The organism is Mycobacterium sp. (assembly GCF_040509115.1).
In the GTDB taxonomy this organism is placed as follows: Bacteria; Actinomycetota; Actinomycetes; order Mycobacteriales; family Mycobacteriaceae; genus Mycobacterium.
The window spans coordinates 1-20,353 of the sequence record NZ_JBEVLO010000233.1; the positions used below are offsets into that span (position 1 = coordinate 1).

The 20,353-nt window shown below is 66.5% G+C and carries 19 protein-coding genes; 5 read left to right on the forward strand and 14 right to left on the reverse strand.

The features are described 5' to 3' along the window. The 3 genes from ABW137_RS15960 to ABW137_RS15970 all read left to right on the forward strand — a co-directional run. Positions 1-404, forward strand: a 404-nt coding sequence (locus ABW137_RS15960; protein WP_526401620.1) for an aldolase/citrate lyase family protein, incomplete at its 5' end; no start/stop codon positions are given. 269 nt (positions 405-673) lie between these two features. After that, on the forward strand, positions 674-1,672 hold the full coding sequence (locus ABW137_RS15965) for an aldo/keto reductase (protein WP_526401622.1): 999 nt from the start codon (positions 674-676) through the stop codon (positions 1,670-1,672). Continuing rightward, entirely contained in the window at positions 1,669-2,319 is a 651-nt protein-coding gene (locus ABW137_RS15970) for a TetR/AcrR family transcriptional regulator (RefSeq protein WP_526401624.1), read from the forward strand. Before ABW137_RS15965 ends, ABW137_RS15970 begins: the two co-directional genes overlap by 4 nt. A gap of 47 nt (positions 2,320-2,366) precedes the next feature. On the opposite strand, the gene ABW137_RS15975 is transcribed toward ABW137_RS15970, so the two are convergent. The 9 genes from ABW137_RS15975 to rpsB all read right to left on the reverse strand — a co-directional run bounded on the left by ABW137_RS15975 (position 2,367) and on the right by rpsB (position 13,252). Continuing rightward, a complete protein-coding gene (locus ABW137_RS15975) occupies positions 2,367-3,674 on the reverse strand; it encodes a DUF1254 domain-containing protein (RefSeq protein ID WP_526401626.1) in 1,308 nt (435 codons plus the stop codon). 78 nt (positions 3,675-3,752) lie between these two features. After that, complete coding sequence (locus ABW137_RS15980) at positions 3,753-5,771, reverse strand: primary-amine oxidase (RefSeq protein WP_526401628.1); 2,019 nt, start codon at positions 5,769-5,771, stop codon at positions 3,753-3,755. Between the two features lie 4 nt (positions 5,772-5,775). Next, positions 5,776-7,308 carry an amino acid permease gene (locus ABW137_RS15985; RefSeq protein WP_526401630.1) on the reverse strand — a complete coding sequence of 511 codons (1,533 nt, stop codon included), beginning with the start codon at positions 7,306-7,308 and terminating at the stop codon, positions 5,776-5,778. A 40-nt stretch (positions 7,309-7,348) separates the two neighbouring features. Next, positions 7,349-8,071, reverse strand: a complete 723-nt coding sequence (locus tag ABW137_RS15990) for an ABC transporter ATP-binding protein (RefSeq protein WP_526401654.1) — start codon at positions 8,069-8,071, stop codon at positions 7,349-7,351. A 36-nt stretch (positions 8,072-8,107) separates the two neighbouring features. Then, positions 8,108-8,674, reverse strand: a complete 567-nt coding sequence (locus ABW137_RS15995; RefSeq protein ID WP_526401632.1) for an FtsX-like permease family protein — start codon at positions 8,672-8,674, stop codon at positions 8,108-8,110. A 2-nt stretch (positions 8,675-8,676) separates the two neighbouring features. Then, entirely contained in the window at positions 8,677-9,840 is a 1,164-nt protein-coding gene (locus ABW137_RS16000; RefSeq protein ID WP_526401634.1) for an ABC transporter permease, read from the reverse strand. 156 nt (positions 9,841-9,996) lie between these two features. Next, the gene (locus ABW137_RS16005) at positions 9,997-11,433 is read right to left on the reverse strand and encodes an amidase (protein WP_526401636.1); all 1,437 of its coding nucleotides are present in this window, start codon (positions 11,431-11,433) and stop codon (positions 9,997-9,999) included. Positions 11,434-11,589: 156 nt separating this feature from the next. Beyond that, a complete protein-coding gene (gene tsf, locus ABW137_RS16010; RefSeq protein WP_526401638.1) occupies positions 11,590-12,405 on the reverse strand; it encodes a translation elongation factor Ts in 816 nt (271 codons plus the stop codon). A 13-nt stretch (positions 12,406-12,418) separates the two neighbouring features. Beyond that, positions 12,419-13,252 carry a 30S ribosomal protein S2 gene (gene rpsB / locus ABW137_RS16015; protein WP_526401640.1) on the reverse strand — a complete coding sequence of 278 codons (834 nt, stop codon included), beginning with the start codon at positions 13,250-13,252 and terminating at the stop codon, positions 12,419-12,421. 317 nt (positions 13,253-13,569) lie between these two features. On the opposite strand from rpsB, the gene ABW137_RS16020 reads away from it, so the two are divergent. After that, the gene (locus ABW137_RS16020; protein WP_526401642.1) at positions 13,570-14,070 is read left to right on the forward strand and encodes a M23 family metallopeptidase; all 501 of its coding nucleotides are present in this window, start codon (positions 13,570-13,572) and stop codon (positions 14,068-14,070) included. Here the strand turns inward: ABW137_RS16020 and ABW137_RS16025 are convergent. Beyond that, the gene (locus tag ABW137_RS16025; RefSeq protein WP_526401656.1) at positions 14,067-14,975 is read right to left on the reverse strand and encodes a tyrosine recombinase XerC; all 909 of its coding nucleotides are present in this window, start codon (positions 14,973-14,975) and stop codon (positions 14,067-14,069) included. The two genes, ABW137_RS16020 and ABW137_RS16025, sit on opposite strands and share 4 nt — an antisense overlap. A 143-nt stretch (positions 14,976-15,118) precedes the next feature. Here ABW137_RS16025 and ABW137_RS16030 point away from each other — a divergent pair, with 143 nt between their 5' ends. Next, positions 15,119-15,958: a glycoside hydrolase family 16 protein gene (locus ABW137_RS16030; RefSeq protein ID WP_526401644.1), complete on the forward strand. Its 840-nt coding sequence runs from the start codon at positions 15,119-15,121 to the stop codon at positions 15,956-15,958. Between the two features lie 114 nt (positions 15,959-16,072). On the opposite strand, the gene ABW137_RS16035 is transcribed toward ABW137_RS16030, so the two are convergent. From ABW137_RS16035 to dprA, 4 genes are all read right to left on the reverse strand, one after another. Next, positions 16,073-17,230, reverse strand: a complete 1,158-nt coding sequence (locus tag ABW137_RS16035) for a zinc-binding dehydrogenase (RefSeq protein WP_526401646.1) — start codon at positions 17,228-17,230, stop codon at positions 16,073-16,075. Further along, positions 17,227-18,405, reverse strand: coding sequence for a lactate 2-monooxygenase (locus ABW137_RS16040; protein ID WP_526401648.1), 1,179 nt, complete (start codon positions 18,403-18,405; stop codon positions 17,227-17,229). Before ABW137_RS16040 ends, ABW137_RS16035 begins: the two co-directional genes overlap by 4 nt. Before the next feature lie 23 nt (positions 18,406-18,428). After that, positions 18,429-19,277 (reverse strand): siderophore-interacting protein, encoded by an 849-nt coding sequence (locus ABW137_RS16045; protein ID WP_526401650.1) that lies wholly within the window; start codon positions 19,275-19,277, stop codon positions 18,429-18,431. 74 nt (positions 19,278-19,351) lie between these two features. Beyond that, positions 19,352-20,353: DNA-processing protein DprA (gene dprA, locus ABW137_RS16050; protein WP_526401652.1), on the reverse strand; the 1,002-nt coding region annotated here is incomplete at its 5' end.

Consider the following 20,353-nt stretch of genomic DNA (forward strand, 5'->3'; position numbering starts at 1 on the left):
CGACGAGCGGACGGGCCGGTATGTGGGGTGCTGTGGACGCGCTGGACTACATGAGCGCCCAAAATGCAGCCACGAGCGTCTACTTGCAGATCGAGAGCGCACCTGCCATCCGAGCGGCCAAGGACATCGCCGATGTGGACGGTGTCACTGGCCTTTTGGTCGGGCCGATGGATCTGACTGCGTCTCACGCCGCCGAGCACCGCGATCCAGACGAGTTACCGGTTCTCCTCCACGAATTGGAACGTACCTGTGCCCAGTACGGAATTCGGCTAGGAACGGCTGCGGGCACCGACCCCGGCCGGGCGCGGATGCTGATCGAGCGCGGGTACGGGCTTATCGCCATGGGCAACGACGCAACGATGCTCGGGATAGCCGCCCGCGACTTGTGCGACGCGGTAAGGTGAAATCAACTGTCACACAACCTGTTCAGCCTCTGCAGCGCCGTCACTTCACCGCGCTCGCCGAACCCAAGCAGGCCCTCTGCTCTTGCTCAAGCCTGCGTTCACCAGACTGCGGATGACGCCCGTCGACGACGCGGCGACATTCGCCGTCCGCAACTCACCGTGGCGCTCCAGGCGAACACGCGATCGCCGTCGCCCACTCACAGTTGCACCCTTGCAGTCCCACCCTCCTCGAGCGTAAGTTACGTGACGTAACGTATTTAGGAGGCAATGTGAAGGCTGTGCAACTCGGACCCTTGACCGTGTCGGCGCAAGGCCTGGGCTGCATGGGCATGAGCGAGCACTACGGTCCCACCGACTGGGACACCTCGACCGCGACGATCCACCACGCGCTCGATCGCGGGGTTAGCTTGTTCGACACCGCGGACATCTACGGCGCCGGTCACAACGAGGTCCTGCTGGGCCGGGCACTGGCGGGCCATCGCGACGACGTGGTGGTGGCGACGAAGTTTGGTGTCGACAGGAGCTCGGGCGATGATCGTCGAACAGTGCGTGGCGACGCCGCCTACGTACGGCGCAGCTGTGATGCCTCGTTGTTGAGGTTGGGCACCGAGCACATCGACCTCTACTACCTGCACCGGCCGCCGCAGAACGTTCCGATCGAGGACACCATCGAGGCAATGGGTGGACTCGTCGAGGCGGGCAAGGTACGCCACCTCGGGGTGTGCGAGGTCAGCGCCGAACAGTTGCGGCGCGCTCATGCAGTGCATCCCATCGCGGCGGTGCAGAGCGAGTACTCGGTCTGGAGCCGCGACGTCGAGCAGCTCACACCGACACTCGACGAGCTGCACGTGGGCCTGGTTGCCTATTCGCCACTCGGACGCGGATTCCTCACTGGGGCAGTCGATCCCACTGCCCTTACGGCTACCGACAGCAGGCGAGGCCATCCCCGCTTCCAAGGTGCGAACGCCGACGCCAACCGACGACTCGTCGCAACGATCGAAGAGCTAGCGGCTCGGCTCGAGGTCACCCCGGCCCAGGTCGCGTTGGCGTGGGTTCATCACCAAGCATCGGTTCTGGGTGTGCCCATCGTGCCCATCCCGGGCACGCGGCGTGCAACCCGCGTCGACACCAACCTGGCAGCCCTCGACGTGGTGCTCGACGACGACATGCTCGCCGCTCTCGAGCCGCTGGCCAGCCAGGTCGCCGGCGGGCGTGACGGGGCATTGCAGTCCATTCATCCTCGGCAAGGCGCGGAGTCGCGATCGTGACCGCTCAGCCGCCCAGCGGAACCGCAGAGCCGAGTAGCAGCGACATCCTCGACGGCGACGTGTCACCGCCCCGCAGGCGCAGTGCTGCGGAGGTCGACGTCGTCGTGCTCGACACGGCTGCGGAACTCCTCCGCGAGACCGGCGTGGCCGGATGCACGATCGAAGCAGTCAGCCGCCGCTCCGGGATCGGAAAACCCTCCATCTATCGTCGATGGCCCCACCGCACCACGTTGGCCGTCGATGCCTTCGCCCGGCGAATCGCGATCGACGTCCCGGTGATCGACACCGGGGATGCGCGCGCAGATCTGACCGCCGCCTTCGTCGCGATCGCCGAGCAGTACCGCGGCGCCGACGGGTACGTGTTCACCGAGCTCCTCGCCGCGGCCGTACTGGAACCGGGTGCGGCACAACTGATGCGTGACCACTTCTTCCTTTACCGCAGGGAGCGGCTCTTGGCGATCTGGCGCGAAGGAGTGCACCGGGGACAGCTCGACGCCAACGTCGACCCAGAGGACGTTCTGGATCTCATCTTCGGCGCCGGCGTCTTCCGCCTCCTCGTCGGCCACCAACCGATCGACGCCACCAACGCCCGCCGACTCGCCAAGACAGTCCTGGACGGCGTCGGCGGTGGCGACCCGCGGCCGTGACCAACCCTTTGACCCGAGGAACGTGGATGCCGGCGAGGCGACCTGCCTCACGCCTTGCGTACCGCGGGCGGTGTCCACCTGCCGTCGAGAACCTCGGGCTTGGGCGCGTAGAGCCGCAACGTCACGCCGAGCGGCCCCTCCGGAGCGGGCAACCAGTTCGACTCCCGCTCCGCGCCCGGGTTGACGTGTTGAACGTAGAGGTCGAGTGAGCCGTCGGCGTTGTAGGCCAGCGGATCGCGATCTCCGATGGCGAACCGATTGAGCTCATTGGCAACCTGGAAGCCTTCCGCGTCGTACATCGTGACCGACCAAAAGGCATGCACGGGCGGAATCGCATCGGCGTCGAAGTGCATGACGTAGTCCGTCTCCCCCACCAACGGGGCACCGTGGGCGTCGGCGGTCAGCAGCGGATAGACGGCGTCCTCCGGCGGGTTGGCGCCCAGACCGATCATCGTCACCACCGCCCGTTTGAAGTACGAGTTGCCGTACACGCCGACGTTGTCGGTCATCACCGTCCAACCGTTCACGCTGGTGCCGAGGGTGGGCAACGACCCCAGCATGGCGGCGAGCGCGTCGGCCTTGCCCGCTTCGATCTCGGCCCGCTCGGCCGAACCGAATCGGCTGGCGTCGAAGGGCTTTCCCCGCTCGATGCCGAGCAGGGCGATGCGGGCCAGCTGCGAGAAGTCGGCGGCATGCGGCGGATTCACCGACAGCAGCTCGGCGGCATACTCGAAGAAGTCGAGCGCAGCCATGCCGTTGACGGTCTTGACAGGCTCGGTCTTGACGTCGTAGTCGGCATCGATGACGTGCTCGGGTTCGGGACCCAGCGGGGTGATGACGTAGCCGTCCTGCACCGCGTGCACGGCCGGGTAGTCGTCGACCCCATTGGTTTGCGTGCGCCCGATGATCCACACGTACGGCGTCGGCGCCTCGATGACGGGCAGTCCCGTCGGCAGGTCTCCAACGTGTCCCGGGCCGACGATGACCCACTCGGACGCGTCGGTGCCCGTCGTCCGCTTGCCGGGATTCGCGAAGACGTCGGTCCACATGTCGATGAGCGGAAGCATGTAGTACCGGTCGTCGGTATCGGGGGCGGTCAACGTCACCGGACCGGACGTCAGATCGAGCCACGCCGACGAATACAGGGTGTCGAAGTTCGGTCGGACGACGGCACGGAAGTCCGCCGCCGGAAATGCCCTCATGTGTGAAAACCGGTTGGGCGGGCCAGAACCCGGCCCTGAACCCGCTGGCATGTTCATCAGCTGCCGTCGCGTGACGTCCATCGTCACGATCGGATAGAAGTAGACGAAGGCCTCGTAGCTCAGCGTGCGCAGATCGTCGGACAGCGTGCTCAAGAGTAGCCTCCGGTGCCGGGCCCCGTCGATCACGAGGCCGAGGCACCGAAGGCTACTCCTGCATGTTGAATCCCGCGGCTAGGACTCCATCGCCCTCTCGGCCACCGGGAGCCCTGCGTGATGTGCACCGTGGCACGCCTTCGGCGGCGTCGGCGGGAGGTCGAGCGCCGGGTTGCCGTCGAAGAAGCCGATTGGCTTCAGATGAAATCCCGTGTACGCGCACGGCATCACCGGCCAGTCCTCCGGGCGTACGACGTGGTGGGCGCCGAGCGTGTACCAGAGCACCACGTCGGTGTCCTCAAGCGGTGCGTCGTCGGACACGAACTCCGGCAAACCCTGGGCGTCTGCCGACTGGTACATGTAGTCGCCCGCCGCGAATTTCTCGGCCTCGTCGTACTTGGTGACCCAGAGGTTGTGCTGCACGAAGCGCGCCCGGTCGTAGATGTAGGAACCCTCCTGCACCATCACCGGGACGATGTCCTTGGGCACCAATTTGTAGGCCGTCGGACTACCCAACTCGTTGGTCTTCGAGGGGTTGGTGATCTTCCAGTATCGTCCGGTCTTCCAGTCCCAGTCGCGGGCGCCCTCGGCTTCGGAGGCCACCAGCGTGTCCTGGACGATCCACGCGTTGTGGTGCGGATTGAGCTCCGGATCTGGCTCCGGGATCGAATCCACCTCGTAGACACTGTTTCCCGGCCCGTCGACGCTCATGTCGAGTCGGAAGTTGAAGAAGTGCTGGTGATTCGGCCCGTAGACGCCGGGTGCGACGAGCTTGCCCCACCGCGGGACCTCGCCCTCGGCGATCGAGCCGGTCGTCAGCACGCCGGACAACTTCACCTCCACCTCGATGGAGGCGTCGTTGTAGAAGTACCAGAAGAACCCGTACTCGTAGTTGCCGACGGTGCAGATCATCGACACGACCAGCCGCCGCGAACGCCGGACCTCCACCTCCTGGGTGCGGAAGTCGGTGTGCTTCCAGGAGATTCCGTAGTCTTCCTCGTGCATGCAGATCGCGTTGGGAATCGTGACCGCATTGCCGTCGGAGTCGTTGACCGTGCCGTCGAAGTAGTGGATCTCGCCGAGACAGTCGCAGCCGAGGGTCAGCGGGTTGGCCGAGAAGCCCATGCCCACCTCGCCCATGTCGAACACGTTCTTGTTCCAGTGCGTCGGCGAGGTGTCACCGTAGGGGACCACCATCTCCGAGAGCGATCCCCGGTACATGATGGGCCTTGTCTCGCCGCGGTCGGTGTAGGTCACCTCGTGCAGCGTGATGCCCTCGCGCGGATTGAAGCCGATGCGCATGGACCACTTCTGCCACGTCACGTTCCACCCGTCGACGGTGAAGCTCGGCCCCTCGGGCTGGGTGATCTCGATGGGCTTGACGTCCGAACGGAATTCGGTGAACGCGGGCCGGTTGTTCGGGTCGAACATGAAGCGTTCGTCGTAGTTGCCCGCGGTCGGCGGCATCGGGACCACGCCGTGATCCTCGATGTCGATGATCACCATGTTGTCGAGGTCGAACGTGACGATCAGACCCTCGACCGGACGCGCGTAGCCGTGTTCGGAGGGCGCCGCCCGCATGAACGTCAGCGGACGACAGATCAGCGGCGAGTTGTCGTAGTGATCACCCTGGCCGTAATACCCTGCGGGCCAGGGGTCGATCATCGCCAGGCTGAAGTCGGTGATGCCCCGCTTGAGCATCGCCTCCTGCCAACGGGGGTCTTCCCGAACCTTCTCCTCGACACCCGTCATGTGCTCGACGAGGTAAGACGGGAACCGGCCGGGAATCGACTTCCACGACTCGATGACCCGTGCGCCGAGATCCACGACCGCCTCGTACATCATCTTGGCGGAGGCGTCGTACATCGTGGCGAAGGCGCAGCGGGGCACGTCGCCCACGGTGCTGAACGTCAACTCCGGGGTCTTGGCCGGCTCCGCCAGGTGGATCATGACGAACTTCAGTGTCGACGACGCGTATTCGGATCCCATGATGATCGCCGCTGCCGACTCGATCTCGGCGCCCGACAACGGATCCAACGGATAGGTCGACTGGTCCTCGGTAGCGTCCGCGCTAAGCGTGGTGCTGTCCAGGGTCATGTGCTCAAGCTCCCTCGGGGGTGGTGGTTTCAGACTTCTTGAGATCGAAGACCGCCAGATGTGCCAGCGAGTCCTCCTTGCTCGTCTTGTGGGCCGACCGGCGGCCGAAGACGTAGACGATCAGGCCAAGGGCGAACATGCCGATGCTGATTCCGCCGACCCACGTCATCCAGGTGGCCTGCGGCACGTCGATCCACGGCGTCACGAACGAGTAGTAGACGCCGCCGATGGTGCCGACCGTGCCGACGATGACGACGATCCACACGCCGACCATGCCACCGGGGATGCGCCAGAACTTCTCGGCGTCATAGCGATCGGCGTACTTCTTGCGTGCGACGACGACCGGAATGAGGAAGAAGAACCCGGACAGCAGCCACACGGTGCTCAGACCGCCCTGCAGGTAGATGGTGACGTTCGCCATGCTGCTCTGCGAGTACAACCCCACCAGGATCAGCGATGACAGCACGCCCTGAATCAGGATGGCGGTCACCGGGTTACGGGTGCGCGGGTTGAGGTGGGTGAAGATTCGTGGCAGGTGGCGCTCCAGACCCGACACGAAGATCAGTCGCGAGTAGGCGACCTGGTAGGTCATGAGTGCCACGACGATGATGCCTGCCAGCACGACGGCGCAGATCTCCATCAGACCGGGGAAGCCCGAGACTCCGAGCATGCCGATGACACCGGTCACGGGGTCGATGTCGTCGCCGTCGAGCGCCATCATGGTGCCAAGGGTGGTCAGCAGGTAGATGGCCACCAGCGCTGTCGAACCCCACAGGATCATCCGCGGGCCGCTCTTGCGCACCGAGAGGAACTCCGCGCCCATGTTGTACGGGGTCTCGACGCCGAGCAGGTACAGCAGCACCGTGCCGTAGAGGAAGCCCGCCACCGCGAAGTTGGGGATCGTCGCGTCGTGCCAGTTGAACGGGGTTGCCGAGCCGTGCTTGACGGCGAACAGCACACCGCAGATGAAGATGGTCAGCGTCAGGACGCCGTAGACGACGAAGACGATGTTCATGATCTTCTGGTTGGCCGCCAGCTTGGCGAGCGCGAGGCCAACCACGGTCCAGAGGATCACCAGTTGCAGGATGATGCTCGTCGTCAATCCCAGCTCCTGATGGAAGGCCAACAGGAGGAACTGGAGGACGACCGCGGGCGAGGACGCCGCGTTCAGGATTACCGGCACCCACGACAGGTAACCGCCGACGAATCCCCAGGTTTCGCCCATCGTCCTGGTGGCCCAGATGTACACACCGCCCTGGCCCGGCCACAGGTTGCCGAGTTCGACCACGGCCATGCCTGCCGGGATCAGGAACGTGAGGATGCCGAGCACCCACATCGGGATCGCGGTCCAGCCACCGGCTGCCATCACCGACGAGCCGGTGATCCAGCAGATGATGAACACGTACGCGGCGGTGAGACCGAAGGTGCTCATCACCTTGGGCAGAATCTGTTCGGGGACGAGCTCCGTCGTCAATAGCTTGTCTCGGTCACCGCCGCCGCCGCCGGAAGGCAGCGTCGCTTCCATCTCTTGTGTCATTGCTTCTCCCAGTCGAATTCGAGCTCTTGCGAGGATCGGGTCAGTTGACGATCTGGCCGTCTTTCATCCGGACGACGCGGCTCGCCTCCTCGGCAACGATCGGATCGTGAGTACTGGCGACAACGGTGACGCCCATGGTCGAACACAGGTCGCGCAGCATGCGCACGACCGTCTCCCCCGTCTTGTGGTCCAGGTTGGCCGTCGGCTCGTCGGCGAGGACGAGAGTCGGGTTGCTGATCAGCGAGCGCGCGATGGCCGTGCGCTGCTGCTCACCACCGGACATCTTGGTGGGCTGGTGGTTGATGCGATGACTCAGTCCAACCAACTCCAGCAGTTCGGTTGCTCTCTTGCGCAATGACTTCCGGTCGTACGGCTCGAACATCAGCGGCAGCTCGACGTTCTCGACCGCGGACAGGAAGGGGATCAGGTTGTAGCTCTGGAAGATGAACCCGATGGTGTCGTGGCGCAGGGCTGCGAACTGGCTCTCGGTGAGCTGGCCGGTGTCCTTGCCAGCCACCTTCACGGAGCCCTTCGTGGGCCGGTCCAGGCCGCCGATGATGTTGAGCAGCGTGGACTTGCCACTGCCACTTGGCCCCATCAGGCAGACGAATTCACCTGGCATGACCGTGAGTTCGGCGGAGACGAGGGCCTTGACGACTTCGTCGCCCAGCTTGTGCAGCTTCCAGACGTCGGACACCTCGATGACCGGAGACGCCGTCACCCCCGCGTCAGGGGCAGACGCGCCTGCCTCGGCGACGTCCAGGTCGTTGGCTTCATTTTCTCTGATGACAGTCACGAATCAGCCTCCCGCGGAGAGCGAACGAATCGGTGGCCGCGACGCTGCGGTCCAGGTGGGCAAGATACTCGTCGCCACTGCGGCGACGATGCTGACGACGACGGCGATGCCGGCGCCGAGGAGGAGTCCGCCCGTGGCGACTCCGGTGGGTACGAATCCCGTGGCGCCGAGGATCAGTGCGACGACGGCGGCGAGCGCGGCACCGACGATGGACCCGAGTACGGCGGCGACGACTGGTTCGACCAGCAACGCGGCCACCACCGGCGTGCGGGGCACGCCGTTGGCACCGAGCACGCCGAGTTCCTTGGTGCGGTGCGCGACCGTTCGGGTGGTCGCGACGGCGACCTCGACGACGCCGACCAGGAGCACCGTCACGGCGATGAGGATGACGGCGCGTCCGATCTCGTCGGCGTGCCCGAGCGAGGCGGACTGTTCGCGAATGCCATCCTGCATGCCGAAGACGAGAACCACCAGGAACGCGCCCGTCGCGGTGGTCACCACCGGCAGAACCATTTCGCCGATTCGCCTACGCGCGGCGAGCCAGCCGTAGGCCAGACCCTTGCTCAACATGGTTACCTGTCTCCCAACAAGTCGACGGGTCGGTGTTGCAGCAACCGGTGCACGGGAACCAGGGCGCCCACGATGGCCATCGCAGGCAGGAACGCGGCAACCATGGCGGAGGCCTGCAGCCACGCCGTGGGGGTGGCAATCCCCGGAATGACCAGTGCCACTGCCACTCCCGCGCCGGCGATGCCGATGACGTAGGCGACGACGAACACGATGGCCGATTCGACGAGGAAGAAGTAGAGCACCTCGTCGGCGAGCCCGATGCTGGACATGATGCCGAACTCGCGCTTGCGCTCCTGCACGGCAGCCAGGAACGACGACACCGCGATGACGAAGCCGAGGCCAAGGCCGATGGTCGAGATCAGCCCGAGAGTGGAACTGGTGACCTTGCCGGAGAACAGCGCCGAGAACTTCTGCTCGAAGGTCAGCGGTCCGTTGCCGCCGACGGTGTCGTAGATCAGACCCGCTCCCCCGGCGTCGGGCATGACGGCGGGATCCGCGGTGAACGGCAGACCCGTCGCGGCGCCGAACGTCTGGGCAAGGGTGCGGTCCTTCTCTTGACCAGAAGGCGCGAACACCGTCCACCACCCCTTCTCGCCGACGACGGAGCGCGCCAGCTGGGTGGAGACGATGGCGGACTGACCGCCACCATCGATACCGACGACCACGGTCTGGCCGCCGATCTCCACCCGGTCGCCGGAGCCGACGCCAAGCCGGCCGGCCAGTGCGGAACCGAAAGTGGCTTGTCCTGAGGCAATCCCGTCACTGCTGCGCAGCGATACGGTGTTGCCGTTGATGGTGGTCAGCCCGGACAGCGTGTGGGTACCGGTCCAGCCTGCCGGAAGGGCGAGTTCGGGTGCGGGTCCGTCGGCGACGAGCGCCTCGGCATCCGGATCGAAGTGAACACCCGCGGCGGGCACGGCCCAGAGCTCGGCACCTCCTAGTACGTCGGTCACCGAGTCGGCGCCAGTGATGGCGAAACTCGACGAGATGGTGCGGACGATGGCGACGCACGCGATCGCCAGCGCAATGCCGAGGACGGACAGCACGAACCGCTCGGGACGGCGGCGAATGTTCGCCAATGCAAACCGGACCAGATACCCGAAGGTATTTCCAGAAGCAGTGGCGATCGCCGGTGATCGAACGGTTGTGGGGGAAGGGGACTCCACAACGGGAATGGTGAAATCGGAATGTTTCTTTGACTGCCGCTGCCGGTGTCCGGCAGGTTAACTCGACCTAAGTCGGATTACGGCGCTGTGTCATGCCCACAACGGAATCCGTTGTCGAGCCCGGTGGTATAGACCGTGTGGTGTAGCCCATCAGGGCTATCGCGCTTCGGAATCCGTAGCACGGCCCGATGGGATGCGCCGGAACGGAACGGACTCCTCCAACTCATAGGCCAGTTCCAAGAGGGTGGTCTCGCGCCCAAGCCGGGCGCTGAACATCATTCCGATCGGCAGTCCGCCGGTCGATTCGGCAAGTGGCAGCGAGATCGCCGGGTCGCCTGTGACGTTCTGCAGCGGCGTGAAGGCCACCCAGTCCACCAGCCTGTCGATGATCTGGTCGTAGTCGGCGGTGGGATCCAGATGACCGACCCGCGGCGGCTCGTCGGCCAACGTAGGTGTCAGCAGGACGTCGTACTGGCGGAACAGTCGCAGGGTGCGTCGGCGCAACGTCGCCAACCGCGCGATCGCCGTGGGCAGCCGGTGCAGATTACGGCCCGCGAATGCTTCGAGCCCCAGAGTCAGATTGTCCAGCCGACCGCGGTCGAAGGACGCCCCGAACCGCTTGCGTCCACCACGGACGAGGGCGAACGACAACAGCGCCCAATAGAGGAGGAAGTCGTCGATGAAGGACTCCGGGACCGGGGGCTCGTCGAGATGCTCGACGAGGTGCCCCATCCGCTCCAGGAGTGCCGCCGTGGCCAACGTGTGGTCGCGCACCTCGGGACTGCACTCGCGCTTCACCGACTTGGTGAACACCCCAACCCGTAGCCGCTCCCGGCCTGGCCCCGTCACGTCGCCGATCGGATCGAGTTTCGGGTTGCGCCAGATGCTCTCGATCTCGCGGTAGAACGCGGCGGTGTCACGCACCGATCGGGTCACCACCCCATTGGCGACGATCCGGATCGGCATCTGCCGCATGTTCGCGTCAAGGGGCAGCCGGCCCCGGGACGGCTTCAGTCCGACGAGGCCGTTGCAAGAGGCCGGAATCCGGATCGAGCCGCCGCCGTCGTTGGCGTGCGCGATCGGCACCACTCCCGACGCCACGAACGCCCCCGACCCAGATGACGACGCACCGGCGGTGTGGTCGGCGTTCCATGGGTTGCGGATCGGCCCGAGGCGGGGATGCTCGGCGGCGGCACTGAAGCCGAACTCCGACATCTGTGTCTTGCCAATCGGATTCAGTCCGGTCGCCAGGTAGGCCCTGGCGAAGTCGCCGTTGGCCTTCTCGGGGCGCGGCTGCCACGCGTCGGCGCCCTCCATCGTCGGCATGCCAGCCACGGCGACGTTGTCCTTGACGAAGGTCGGTACGCCGTCGAAGAAGCCGCCATAGGGCTGCTGGGCGGCCGCGCGGGCGCGGGCCCGGTCAAACGCCTCGTAGGCCAACCCGTTCAGGGCTGGGTTGACCTTCAGCGTCCGCGCAATGGCCGCCTCGACGACGTCGGCGCGGGAGACGACCCCGGACCTGATGGCGTCGGCGACCCCCACGGCGTCCAGCTCGCCGAGCGCATCATCGTCGAATGCGGAGACGTATGTCATGGATCGACGCTAGCAACACACGTGTGCAATAACGCGGGTCGGGTCCCCGACGGCTGGTGAAACGGAGAAACCCCGCGCCGACCGGGGTCACCGGTGGGACGCGGGGTCTCCTATCGAGAGACTCGGTGCGATGTTCCGAGCCTCAAGCCTTGGCGCCTAGGCGCGACCAACCTCGAAGCGGACGAACCGTGTGACGGTCAGTCCGGCATCGTCGATCAGCGCCTTGACGGTCTTCTTGTCATCGGCGATCGCCTGCTGGTCCAGCAGGACGACGTCCTTGAAGAAGCCGGTGAGACGACCCTCGACGATCTTGGGCAGCGCCTGCTCGGGCTTGCCCTCCTCCTTCGCGGTCTCCTCGGCGATGCGGCGCTCGTTGGCGACGGCATCCTCGGGAACGTCGTCGCGCGTCAGGTACTTGGCCTTCATCGACGCGACCTGCAGGGCCACGGCGTGAGCGACCTCGGCGTTACCGCCGGTGTACTCGACGAGCACGCCCACTGCCGGGGGCAGGTCGGACGAACGCTTGTGCAGGTAGGTCTCGACCGTGCCGTCGAAGAAGGCGACCCGGCGAAGCTCGAGCTTCTCGCCGATCTTCGCGGACAGTTCCGCGATGACCTCTTCGACCGTCTTGTCCCCTGCCTTGGCGGCCTTGAGGGCGTCGACGTCGCCGGCCTTCGCCTCGGCTGCAGCCGCCACGATCTGGGCGGCGACGGCCTGGAACTCCGCGTTCTTGGCGACGAAGTCGGTCTCCGAGTTCAGCTCGATGAGCGCGCCGTCCTTGGCGGCTACCAGGCCCTCGGCGGTGGCGCGCTCGGCGCGCTTGCCGACGTCCTTGGCACCCTTGATCCGCAAGACCTCGACGGCCTTGTCGAAATCTCCGTTTGCTTCGACGAGGGCGTTCTTGCAGTCGAGCATGCCCGAGCCGGTCACCTCCCGCAGACGCTTGACGTCAGCAGCGGTGTAGTTAGCCAATGTTCAGCCTTTCCTACGAAGGATCGGTGGTGGTTTCGGTGGCGACAGCGCCGGCTTCCGCAGGCGCCGCCGTCGTTGCCGTTGCCGAGGCGAGCAGTTCCTGCTCCCACTCCGCCAGCGGCTCGGCCCCCTCCGCGGCGGGCTTGTCCGCACCCGCGCCGGAGCGTGCCTGCAACCCCTCGGCGACCGCGGAGGCGACCACCTTGGTGAGCAGCGCGGCCGAACGGATGGCGTCGTCGTTGCCCGGGATCGGGTAGTCGACGAGGTCGGGGTCGCAGTTGGTGTCCAGGATCGCGATGATCGGGATGTTCAGCTTGCGCGCTTCCGCGACGGCGAGATGCTCTTTGTTGGTGTCGACGATCCAGACGGCCGACGGCACCTTCGCCATGTCCCTGATACCGCCGAGGCTGCGCTCGAGCTTGGTCTTCTCGCGGGTCAGCATCAAGATTTCCTTCTTGGTGCGCCCCTCGAAGCCGCCGGTCTGCTCCATGGCCTCCAGCTCCTTCATCCGCTGAAGGCGCTTGTGCACGGTGGAGAAGTTGGTGAGCATGCCGCCCAGCCAGCGCTGGTTCACGTAGGGCATGCCGACCCTGGTGGCCTCGTCGGCGATGGACTCCTGCGCCTGCTTCTTGGTACCCACGAACATGATGGATCCGCCGTGGGCGACGGTCTCCTTGACGAATTCGTACGCCTTGTCGATGTACGTCAGCGTCTGCTGCAGGTCGATGATGTAGATGCCGTTGCGGTCGGTGAAGATGAACCGCTTCATCTTGGGATTCCAGCGACGGGTCTGATGCCCGAAGTGGGTGCCGCTGTCAAGCAGCTGCTTCATGGTTACAACAGCCATTTGGCCCATGTTTCCTTTGAGTCGGTTGTCGTTCGGCGTCGGGTGACGGTCGAACCCTGGCACCCGTTGCATGCCGGACCCGTTTCGAGAGTCTCGAAGCGGGACCGCCCGGCAAGCGTGTGCGACCCTGGAACACGGGGCCGCGGCACAGGCGCGCGAAGTCAACCCGCTGACGCGGATTGCGGTCATGAGTTTACACCGGCGACACGCGTGCAAAAACCACCCGACCGCCCGTGCGGCGATCCCCAGAGGCGACTTGATCCACAGCCGCCGCTCGGGGGCTTCCCACGTCGCGCTCGAAGCGCTGAACTGGGCGGATGAGGGCGTTCGCGGCACTGGTGGCGTCGGCAGTCCTCGGCATCCTCGGTGCGACGCCAGCACACGGTGCGGTGGATCGCCTCGACTGGCCGCTGCGACCCCGTCCTGCCGTACTGCGAGCCTTCGATGCTCCCGCGCTGAACTGGAACCGAGGACACCGGGGGGTCGATCTGGCGGGCACGTCCGGCCAACCGGTCTTTGCCGCAGCGGAGGGCACGGTGGTGTTCGCGGGTGAGTTGGCGGGCCGACCCGTCGTGTCCATCGGTCATCCTGGCGGGCTGCGCACCAGCTACGAACCGGTGCGGGCCGTGGTACGGGCTGGTCAGTCAGTGGGCTCGGGCGGCGCGATCGGGGAACTGATGGCAGGGCATGCCGGGTGCGGGACGGCCGCTTGCCTGCACTGGGGTGCGATGTGGGGCCCCGCCGCGCGGGCGGACTACGTCGATCCCCTGGGTCTGGTGGTGACGACACCCATACGACTCAAGCCGCTGCGCGGCTAAGCCCGCGGGTGCGCCTGATCGTGCACGGCCCGCAGCCGAGCCACCGTCACGTGGGTGTAGAGCTGGGTGGTGGCCAGCGTGGAATGACCGAGCAGCTCCTGCACCACGCGCAGGTCCGCCCCGCCTTCGAGGAGATGCGTTGCCGCGCTGTGCCGAAGGCCGTGCGGCCCGATGTCGGGCGCCCCGTCGACGGCGGCCATCGTCTGGTGCACCACCGTGCGAGCCTGGCGCTGATCGATGCGCCCGCCACGCGCACCGAGCAGCAGCGCCGGTCCCGACGTCGCCGTCGCCAATTTGGGCCTGCCGTCCTTGAGCCACGAATCGAGGGCACGCATCGCCGGCTCGCCGAACGGAACCGTCCGCTGCTTGTTGCCCTTGCCGAGGACCCTCACCACCCGACGGCTGGCATCGACGTCGTCGACGTCCAGGCCGCACAGTTCGCTGACGCGAATACCCGTGGCGTACAACATCTCGACGACGAGGCGGTCGCGAAGCGCCAGTGGATCTCCTTGCTGGGCACCGGAAGTGGCGGCATTCATGGCGTCCATCGCCTGATCCTGGCGAAGCACCTGAGGCAACGTGCGCCGGGCCTTGGGGATCTGGAGTCGGGTGGCGGGGTCGGCGTCGATGAGCCCCTGCCTGCAGGCCCACGCCGTGAAGGTCTTCACGGCCGACGTGCGCCGCGCCAGGGTGGTGCGCGCCGCTCCCGCCGAGGCCTGGGCCGCGAGCCAGGATCGGAGCACCGGCAGCGTGAGGCGCTGCAAGGATGGGTCGGGGGTTCGTTGTGCGACGAACGCGAACAGCGACCTGAGGTCGCCGAGATAGGCGCGACGGGTGTGGTCGGACCGGCCGCGTTGCAGCGCGAGGTACTCGTCGAACTCTTCGAGGATCACCTCGGCTGCGATCGCCACTCCCCTACGTTGGCAGATTCGTCATGACGTTCCGTCGCGCCGCAGGGGGTGTCGCCGAAGCGAGACCACTTGGTGATCTCGGTCGGCACGGTCCGGCGACTTGCACCCCGGCTCACGGTGGGACTTACATGGTCGTCATGCCTGACATGGATCGTCGTCGGATGATGTTGTTGACCGGGATCGGCCTGATGGGGACGGCGATCGCCGTTCCCGAGGCCGCGGCCCGCCCGACCTGGGGCGATGTACCCCCGCCCGCGGCGCCGCCCGCCAGCGGCAAGTACTTGTTCGAAGACCACTTCGACGGGCCCGCGGGCTCCGCCCCCAATCGCGCCAACTGGGAGATCGCGCTGGAGCGCGAGTCCATGGAGGACCCGACCTACTGGGAGTTGCCCGAGAACGTCGGCCAGTACCGTGACGACCGCCGCAACGTCTACCTCGACGGCAAGTCCAACCTCGTCTTCCGCGCAGCCAAGGACGGCGACACCTACTACAGCGGCAAGGTCTTCGGCACGTTCCGGGGTGGCATCGGGCACAACTGGGAAGCCCGGATCAAGTGCAACTGCATCACCCCGGGGGCCTGGCCGGCCTGGTATCTGGCCAACAACAGCCCGGTCAACGGCGGTGAAGTCGACATCATGGAGTGGTACGGCAATGGCCAGTGGGCCGCGGGGACGGCGGTCCACGCGAAGCTGAATGGTGGCGAACACGTCAGCCAGGGCATCACCGTCGACAACGCGTGGCACACCTGGCGCGTCCAGTGGGACGACGCAGGCATGCGGTTCTGGAAGGACTACACCGACGGAGCGCAGCCGTACTTCAACGTTCCTGCGAACTCGCTGCCCGACTGGCAGTTCAACGAACCCGGCTACACGCTGTTCCCGGTGATGGACCTCGCGATCGCGGGCTCCGGCGGCGGCGATCCCTCAGGTGGCACCTATCCGGCCGACATGCTGATCGACTACGTGCGGGTCTGGTAGCCGAAACCGCGCTCTCGCCTACCGGATTCGCGGGATCTCCGTCGACGGCGTCCACCGGGGCGCTGTCCACCATCCCCGGAATGCTCACCCCCGGACCAGGATCCCGGTTGGCGATCAAGGTGCAACGACGTCGCTCGCGGGGTCGACGAGAATCTTGGCGTGCGTCTCGGGATCGCCGAGCGCATCGAAAGCCGTTGCGACACCGTCCAGTCCGACGGTGCCGGTAAGCAGCAGCGAGCCGTCGATCTTGCCGTCGGCGAGCATGTGCAGGGTGTCCCGGAACTCCAACGGCGTCGAGCCGAATGCGAACCGAATGTCGATCTCCTTGCCGAGCGCCATGACCGGACGCAGCTTGTCCTCGACCATGCAGACCCCGACGACCACGACGCGCGAATTGAGCGGTGCTGCTGCAACGACGCCGTCGATCATTCCCGGCACGCCGACGCATTCGAAGATGACGGGCCGCTTGGGGCCTGCCGCACCAAAGGCATCCGCGGCACGGTAGACGTGCGACCACCCTGGCAGTTTGCGCAGCTTCTCCATCGACCCCACCGCCAGCTCGTAGAGGTCCGAGGCCTTGGTGATCATGCCCCTGGTGCCTGCGCGCTCGTATGGTGATTCGACAGCCGGATCCACGACGACGTCGGCGCCGCATCGGCTTGCCAATGCCCTTCTGCTGGGCGAGAAGTCGCTCGCGACGATGCTGCGCACTCCGCGTGCCTTGAGGTGGCTGATGACGGCAAGCCCGACCGGGCCGCAACCCACGACGATCGCGACGTCGCCCTTTCCGATACCGCTGCGGTTCACGGCGTGCAGAGCCACGGTCATGGGTTCGGTCAGCGCCGCGACCTCGGCCGACAAGCCGTTCGGCACGCGGAAGGTCATCGCCGCCTCGACAAGCACTTGCTCGGCAAACCCACCGGGAGCCAGCGGCGAGAGTCCGGTCATCTGCACGACGCCGTTGGCTCGCACCAGCGGAAACGACACGACGAGCGCGCCCTCCTTGAACTCCTTGGCGACGCCACGCCCGCGTTCGGCGACCTCACCACAGAACTCGTGCCCCATCACGACGGGCGTGTCAACGCGCATGAAATCGGGGTAGCCCAGTTCGGACGCGGCCGTCGAGGCCTCATCGGCGTGATGTCTGGCGTGCAGGTCGCTACCGCAGATACCGCAGCGTCGCACCGCGAGGACCAGTTGGCCCTTCTGCGGCGTGGGATCCGGGAGGTCGACGACCTCGAGATTGCCTGCGAGGCAACTGACGGCCCTCATCGCGACGCCGCCACAGCGTCGACGCGACGCAAGACGTCCGGCGTCAGCTCCTTGAGCGACGAATACCCGTCGATGCCCATGATGAGGTCGGCTTCGGCGAGCAGTGACCGCAGCACGTGCACGGCGCCGTCGGCGCCGCCGAGGGCCATCCCGTACGCGTATGGACGGCCGATGCCGACCGCCGTCGCACCGAGGGCAAGCGCCTTGACGATGTCGGCGCCGCTACGGATGCCGGAGTCGAAGAGCACCGGGGCGCCGTTGGCCGCCTCGACGACGCCGGGCAGGCAGTCGATCGCGGGCAGGCCACCGTTGGCTTGCCGTCCGCCGTGATTCGAGCAATAGATGCCGTCGACGCCCCCGTCGATGGCGCGGCGCGCGTCGTCGGGATGCTGAATTCCCTTGACTAGCAACGGAAGTTCAGTCAACGACCGCAGCCAGGGCAGATCGTCCCATGACAGTGAGTTACCGAACACCGAGATCCAGCGCAGCACCGCGGCCTGCGGATTCTCCTCCGGCGTCTGCTGCAGTGAGGCGCGGAACACCGGATCGCTGGTGTAGTTGGCCAGGCAGTGGCCGCGCAGCTGCGGGAAGTTCGACGTCGAGAGGTCGCGGGGCCGCCAGCCAGGCACCCAGGTGTCGAGGGTGACGACGATGCCCTTGTAGCCGGCCCCTTCGGCACGCGACACGAGGCTGGCAGCCAGCTCACGATCGGTCGGCGTGTACAGCTGGAAGAACCCCGGGGTGTCTCCGAACTCGGCGGCGACGTCCTCCAACGGGTCGGACGTCAACGTCGACACCACCATCGGCACTCCGGTCCGTGCGGCCGCTCGCGCGGCGGCGAGGTCCCCATGACCGTCCTGGGCGCACAAACCCATCACTCCGATCGGCGCCATGAACACCGGCGACGGGAGAGTCAGGCCGAAGAGCTCGACCGAGACGTCGCGTTCCTTGGCGCCGACGAACATCCGCGGCATCAACCCCCAGCGCTCGAAGGCGCTGATGTTGACCCGCTGGGTGCGTTCGTCGCCAGCGCCGCCTGCGACGTAGGACCACAGCGACGGCGACATCGCCGCCTGGGCCTTCGCCTCGAGCTCGGCGAACGCCATCGGAAACGACGGCAGGACGCCGGACAGGCCTTGCAGATAGATTTCGAGCTGGTAGTCACCGAATGCCATTGACCAAGGGTGCCAGCTCGGAGTCATCCGGCGGACTGGGACTCGGCTTTCGCCAGCTCGGCCTTCCACTGGCGGAACGTCTCCTCGGTGCGACCGCGGCGCCAGTAGCCGGAGATCGAAGCCCACTTGGCGTCGACCCCGTGCTCCTTGCGGACGTAGGACCGCAGATTGTGCATGACGGCCTGCGCCTCGCCGTGAATGAAGACCTGCACCTGGCCGGGCAGCCACTGCGATTCCTTGACCGCGGCGACCAGCGGTGAGTGATCGCCCGCCTTCTCCTCGGGCACCAGATCGGCTCTGCCGCCCCGATAGATCCAGTGGACGTGGACGCCCTCCGGCGCGGTCAGTGCGAGCGTGTCGTCGGGCCCACCGACCTCGATGAAGACCCGTCCGACCGCGTCGGCAGGCAACGCCTCCAGCGCGGTGCTGATGGCGGGCAGTCCGGATTCGTCGCCGGCCATCAGATGCCAGTCGGCGGCGGGGTCCGGTGAGTAGGCGCCTCCTGGGCCCATCAGGTAGGCCGGGTCGCCGGGCTGTACTGCCGCGGCCCACGGGCCTGCCACTCCGTGCTCGCCGTGAACGACGAAGTCGATGCTGATCTCACCACGCTCGGTATCGACGTGGCGGACGGTGTAGGTGCGGACGACGGGCTGGTGTGCCTCGGGCAGCTCCTTGAAGCTGTCCATGGTCAAGGGCAAGGACAGCGCCGACACGTCGGTGTCGGCCCTGGGAAGCACGATCTTCACGTACGAGTCCGTGTACTCGCTGGGCGTGAAGGTGTCGAAGCCGCCTCCGAGCACCACGCGAATCATGTGCGGCGAGAGCTGCTCGCTGCGTACCACCTGGAATGTATGAATCGGACGCCCTGCCACAGTTACCTCTTACCTCTTTACGATCATCGATTTGCCCCACCCGACTATACGAGCGGACGCGCTCGGGCGGCTGGCTACCGTGGGCGCACACTGCCTCCCGTGATCCGCCAGCGCCCGTCACGCCTGCCGACCAAACCAACGAGTTCGAGACTGGACAGCGGGCCGAGCAGCTGTGTGGGAGGGAGGCCCACCGCGACGGCAATCTGGTCCAGCGTGCGGGCACCCCGTTTCGGCAGGGCGTCGTAGGTGCGCAGCTCGATGTCGTTGAGTCCGTCCAGCGGTGAGCTGGGTCGCGATGGATCCTGAGCGAGTTCGCCTGCGGCACCGATGAATTCGATGACCTCCTCGGTACGGGTAACCAGGTACGCCCCGTCGCGGAGCAACACGTGGCACCCCGAGGACATCGCCGACGTCACCGGCCCGGGGACGGCGCACACCGGGCGACCGAGCGCCCTGGCCCAGGACGCCGTATTCGCGGCGCCACTACGCAGACCCGCCTCCACCACCACCGTGGCCCCCGACAGCGCAGCCACCAGACGGTTGCGGGTCAGGAACCGGTGGCGTGCGGGCCGGATCCCGGGTGGATACTCCGAAACGAGCAGACCCTTCTCTCGCACTCGCCGCAACATCGTCGCGTGCGCGGCCGGATAGAGCACGTCGACACCTCCGGCCAGTACCGCAACGGTGAGCCCCTCGGAACCGAGGACCGCCCGATGCGCCACCCCGTCGATGCCGAACGCCCCGCCGGAGACAACGGCGACGTCTCGCTGCGCCAACCCGGCGGCCAGGTCCGCGGCGACCCGTTCACCGTAGGACGTCGAGGCGCGGGTCCCGACCATCGAGCAGGCCCGTTCGGCGACGTCGGCGAGCGAGCCTTGACCGACCACCCACAACGCCAGCGGGGTGTGACCGGCTTCCCTCCTGCGGACGGGCTCCCCCGCGAACGACGTGAACGCGAGGAACGGCCACTCGTCGTCCTCTGCCGTGATCAACCGGCCACCGAGATCGGCCAGAATCTTCAAGTCCTCTGCTGCGCAATCCAATTCGCGGCGGGCCACAGTGAGCTGACCGAGCGG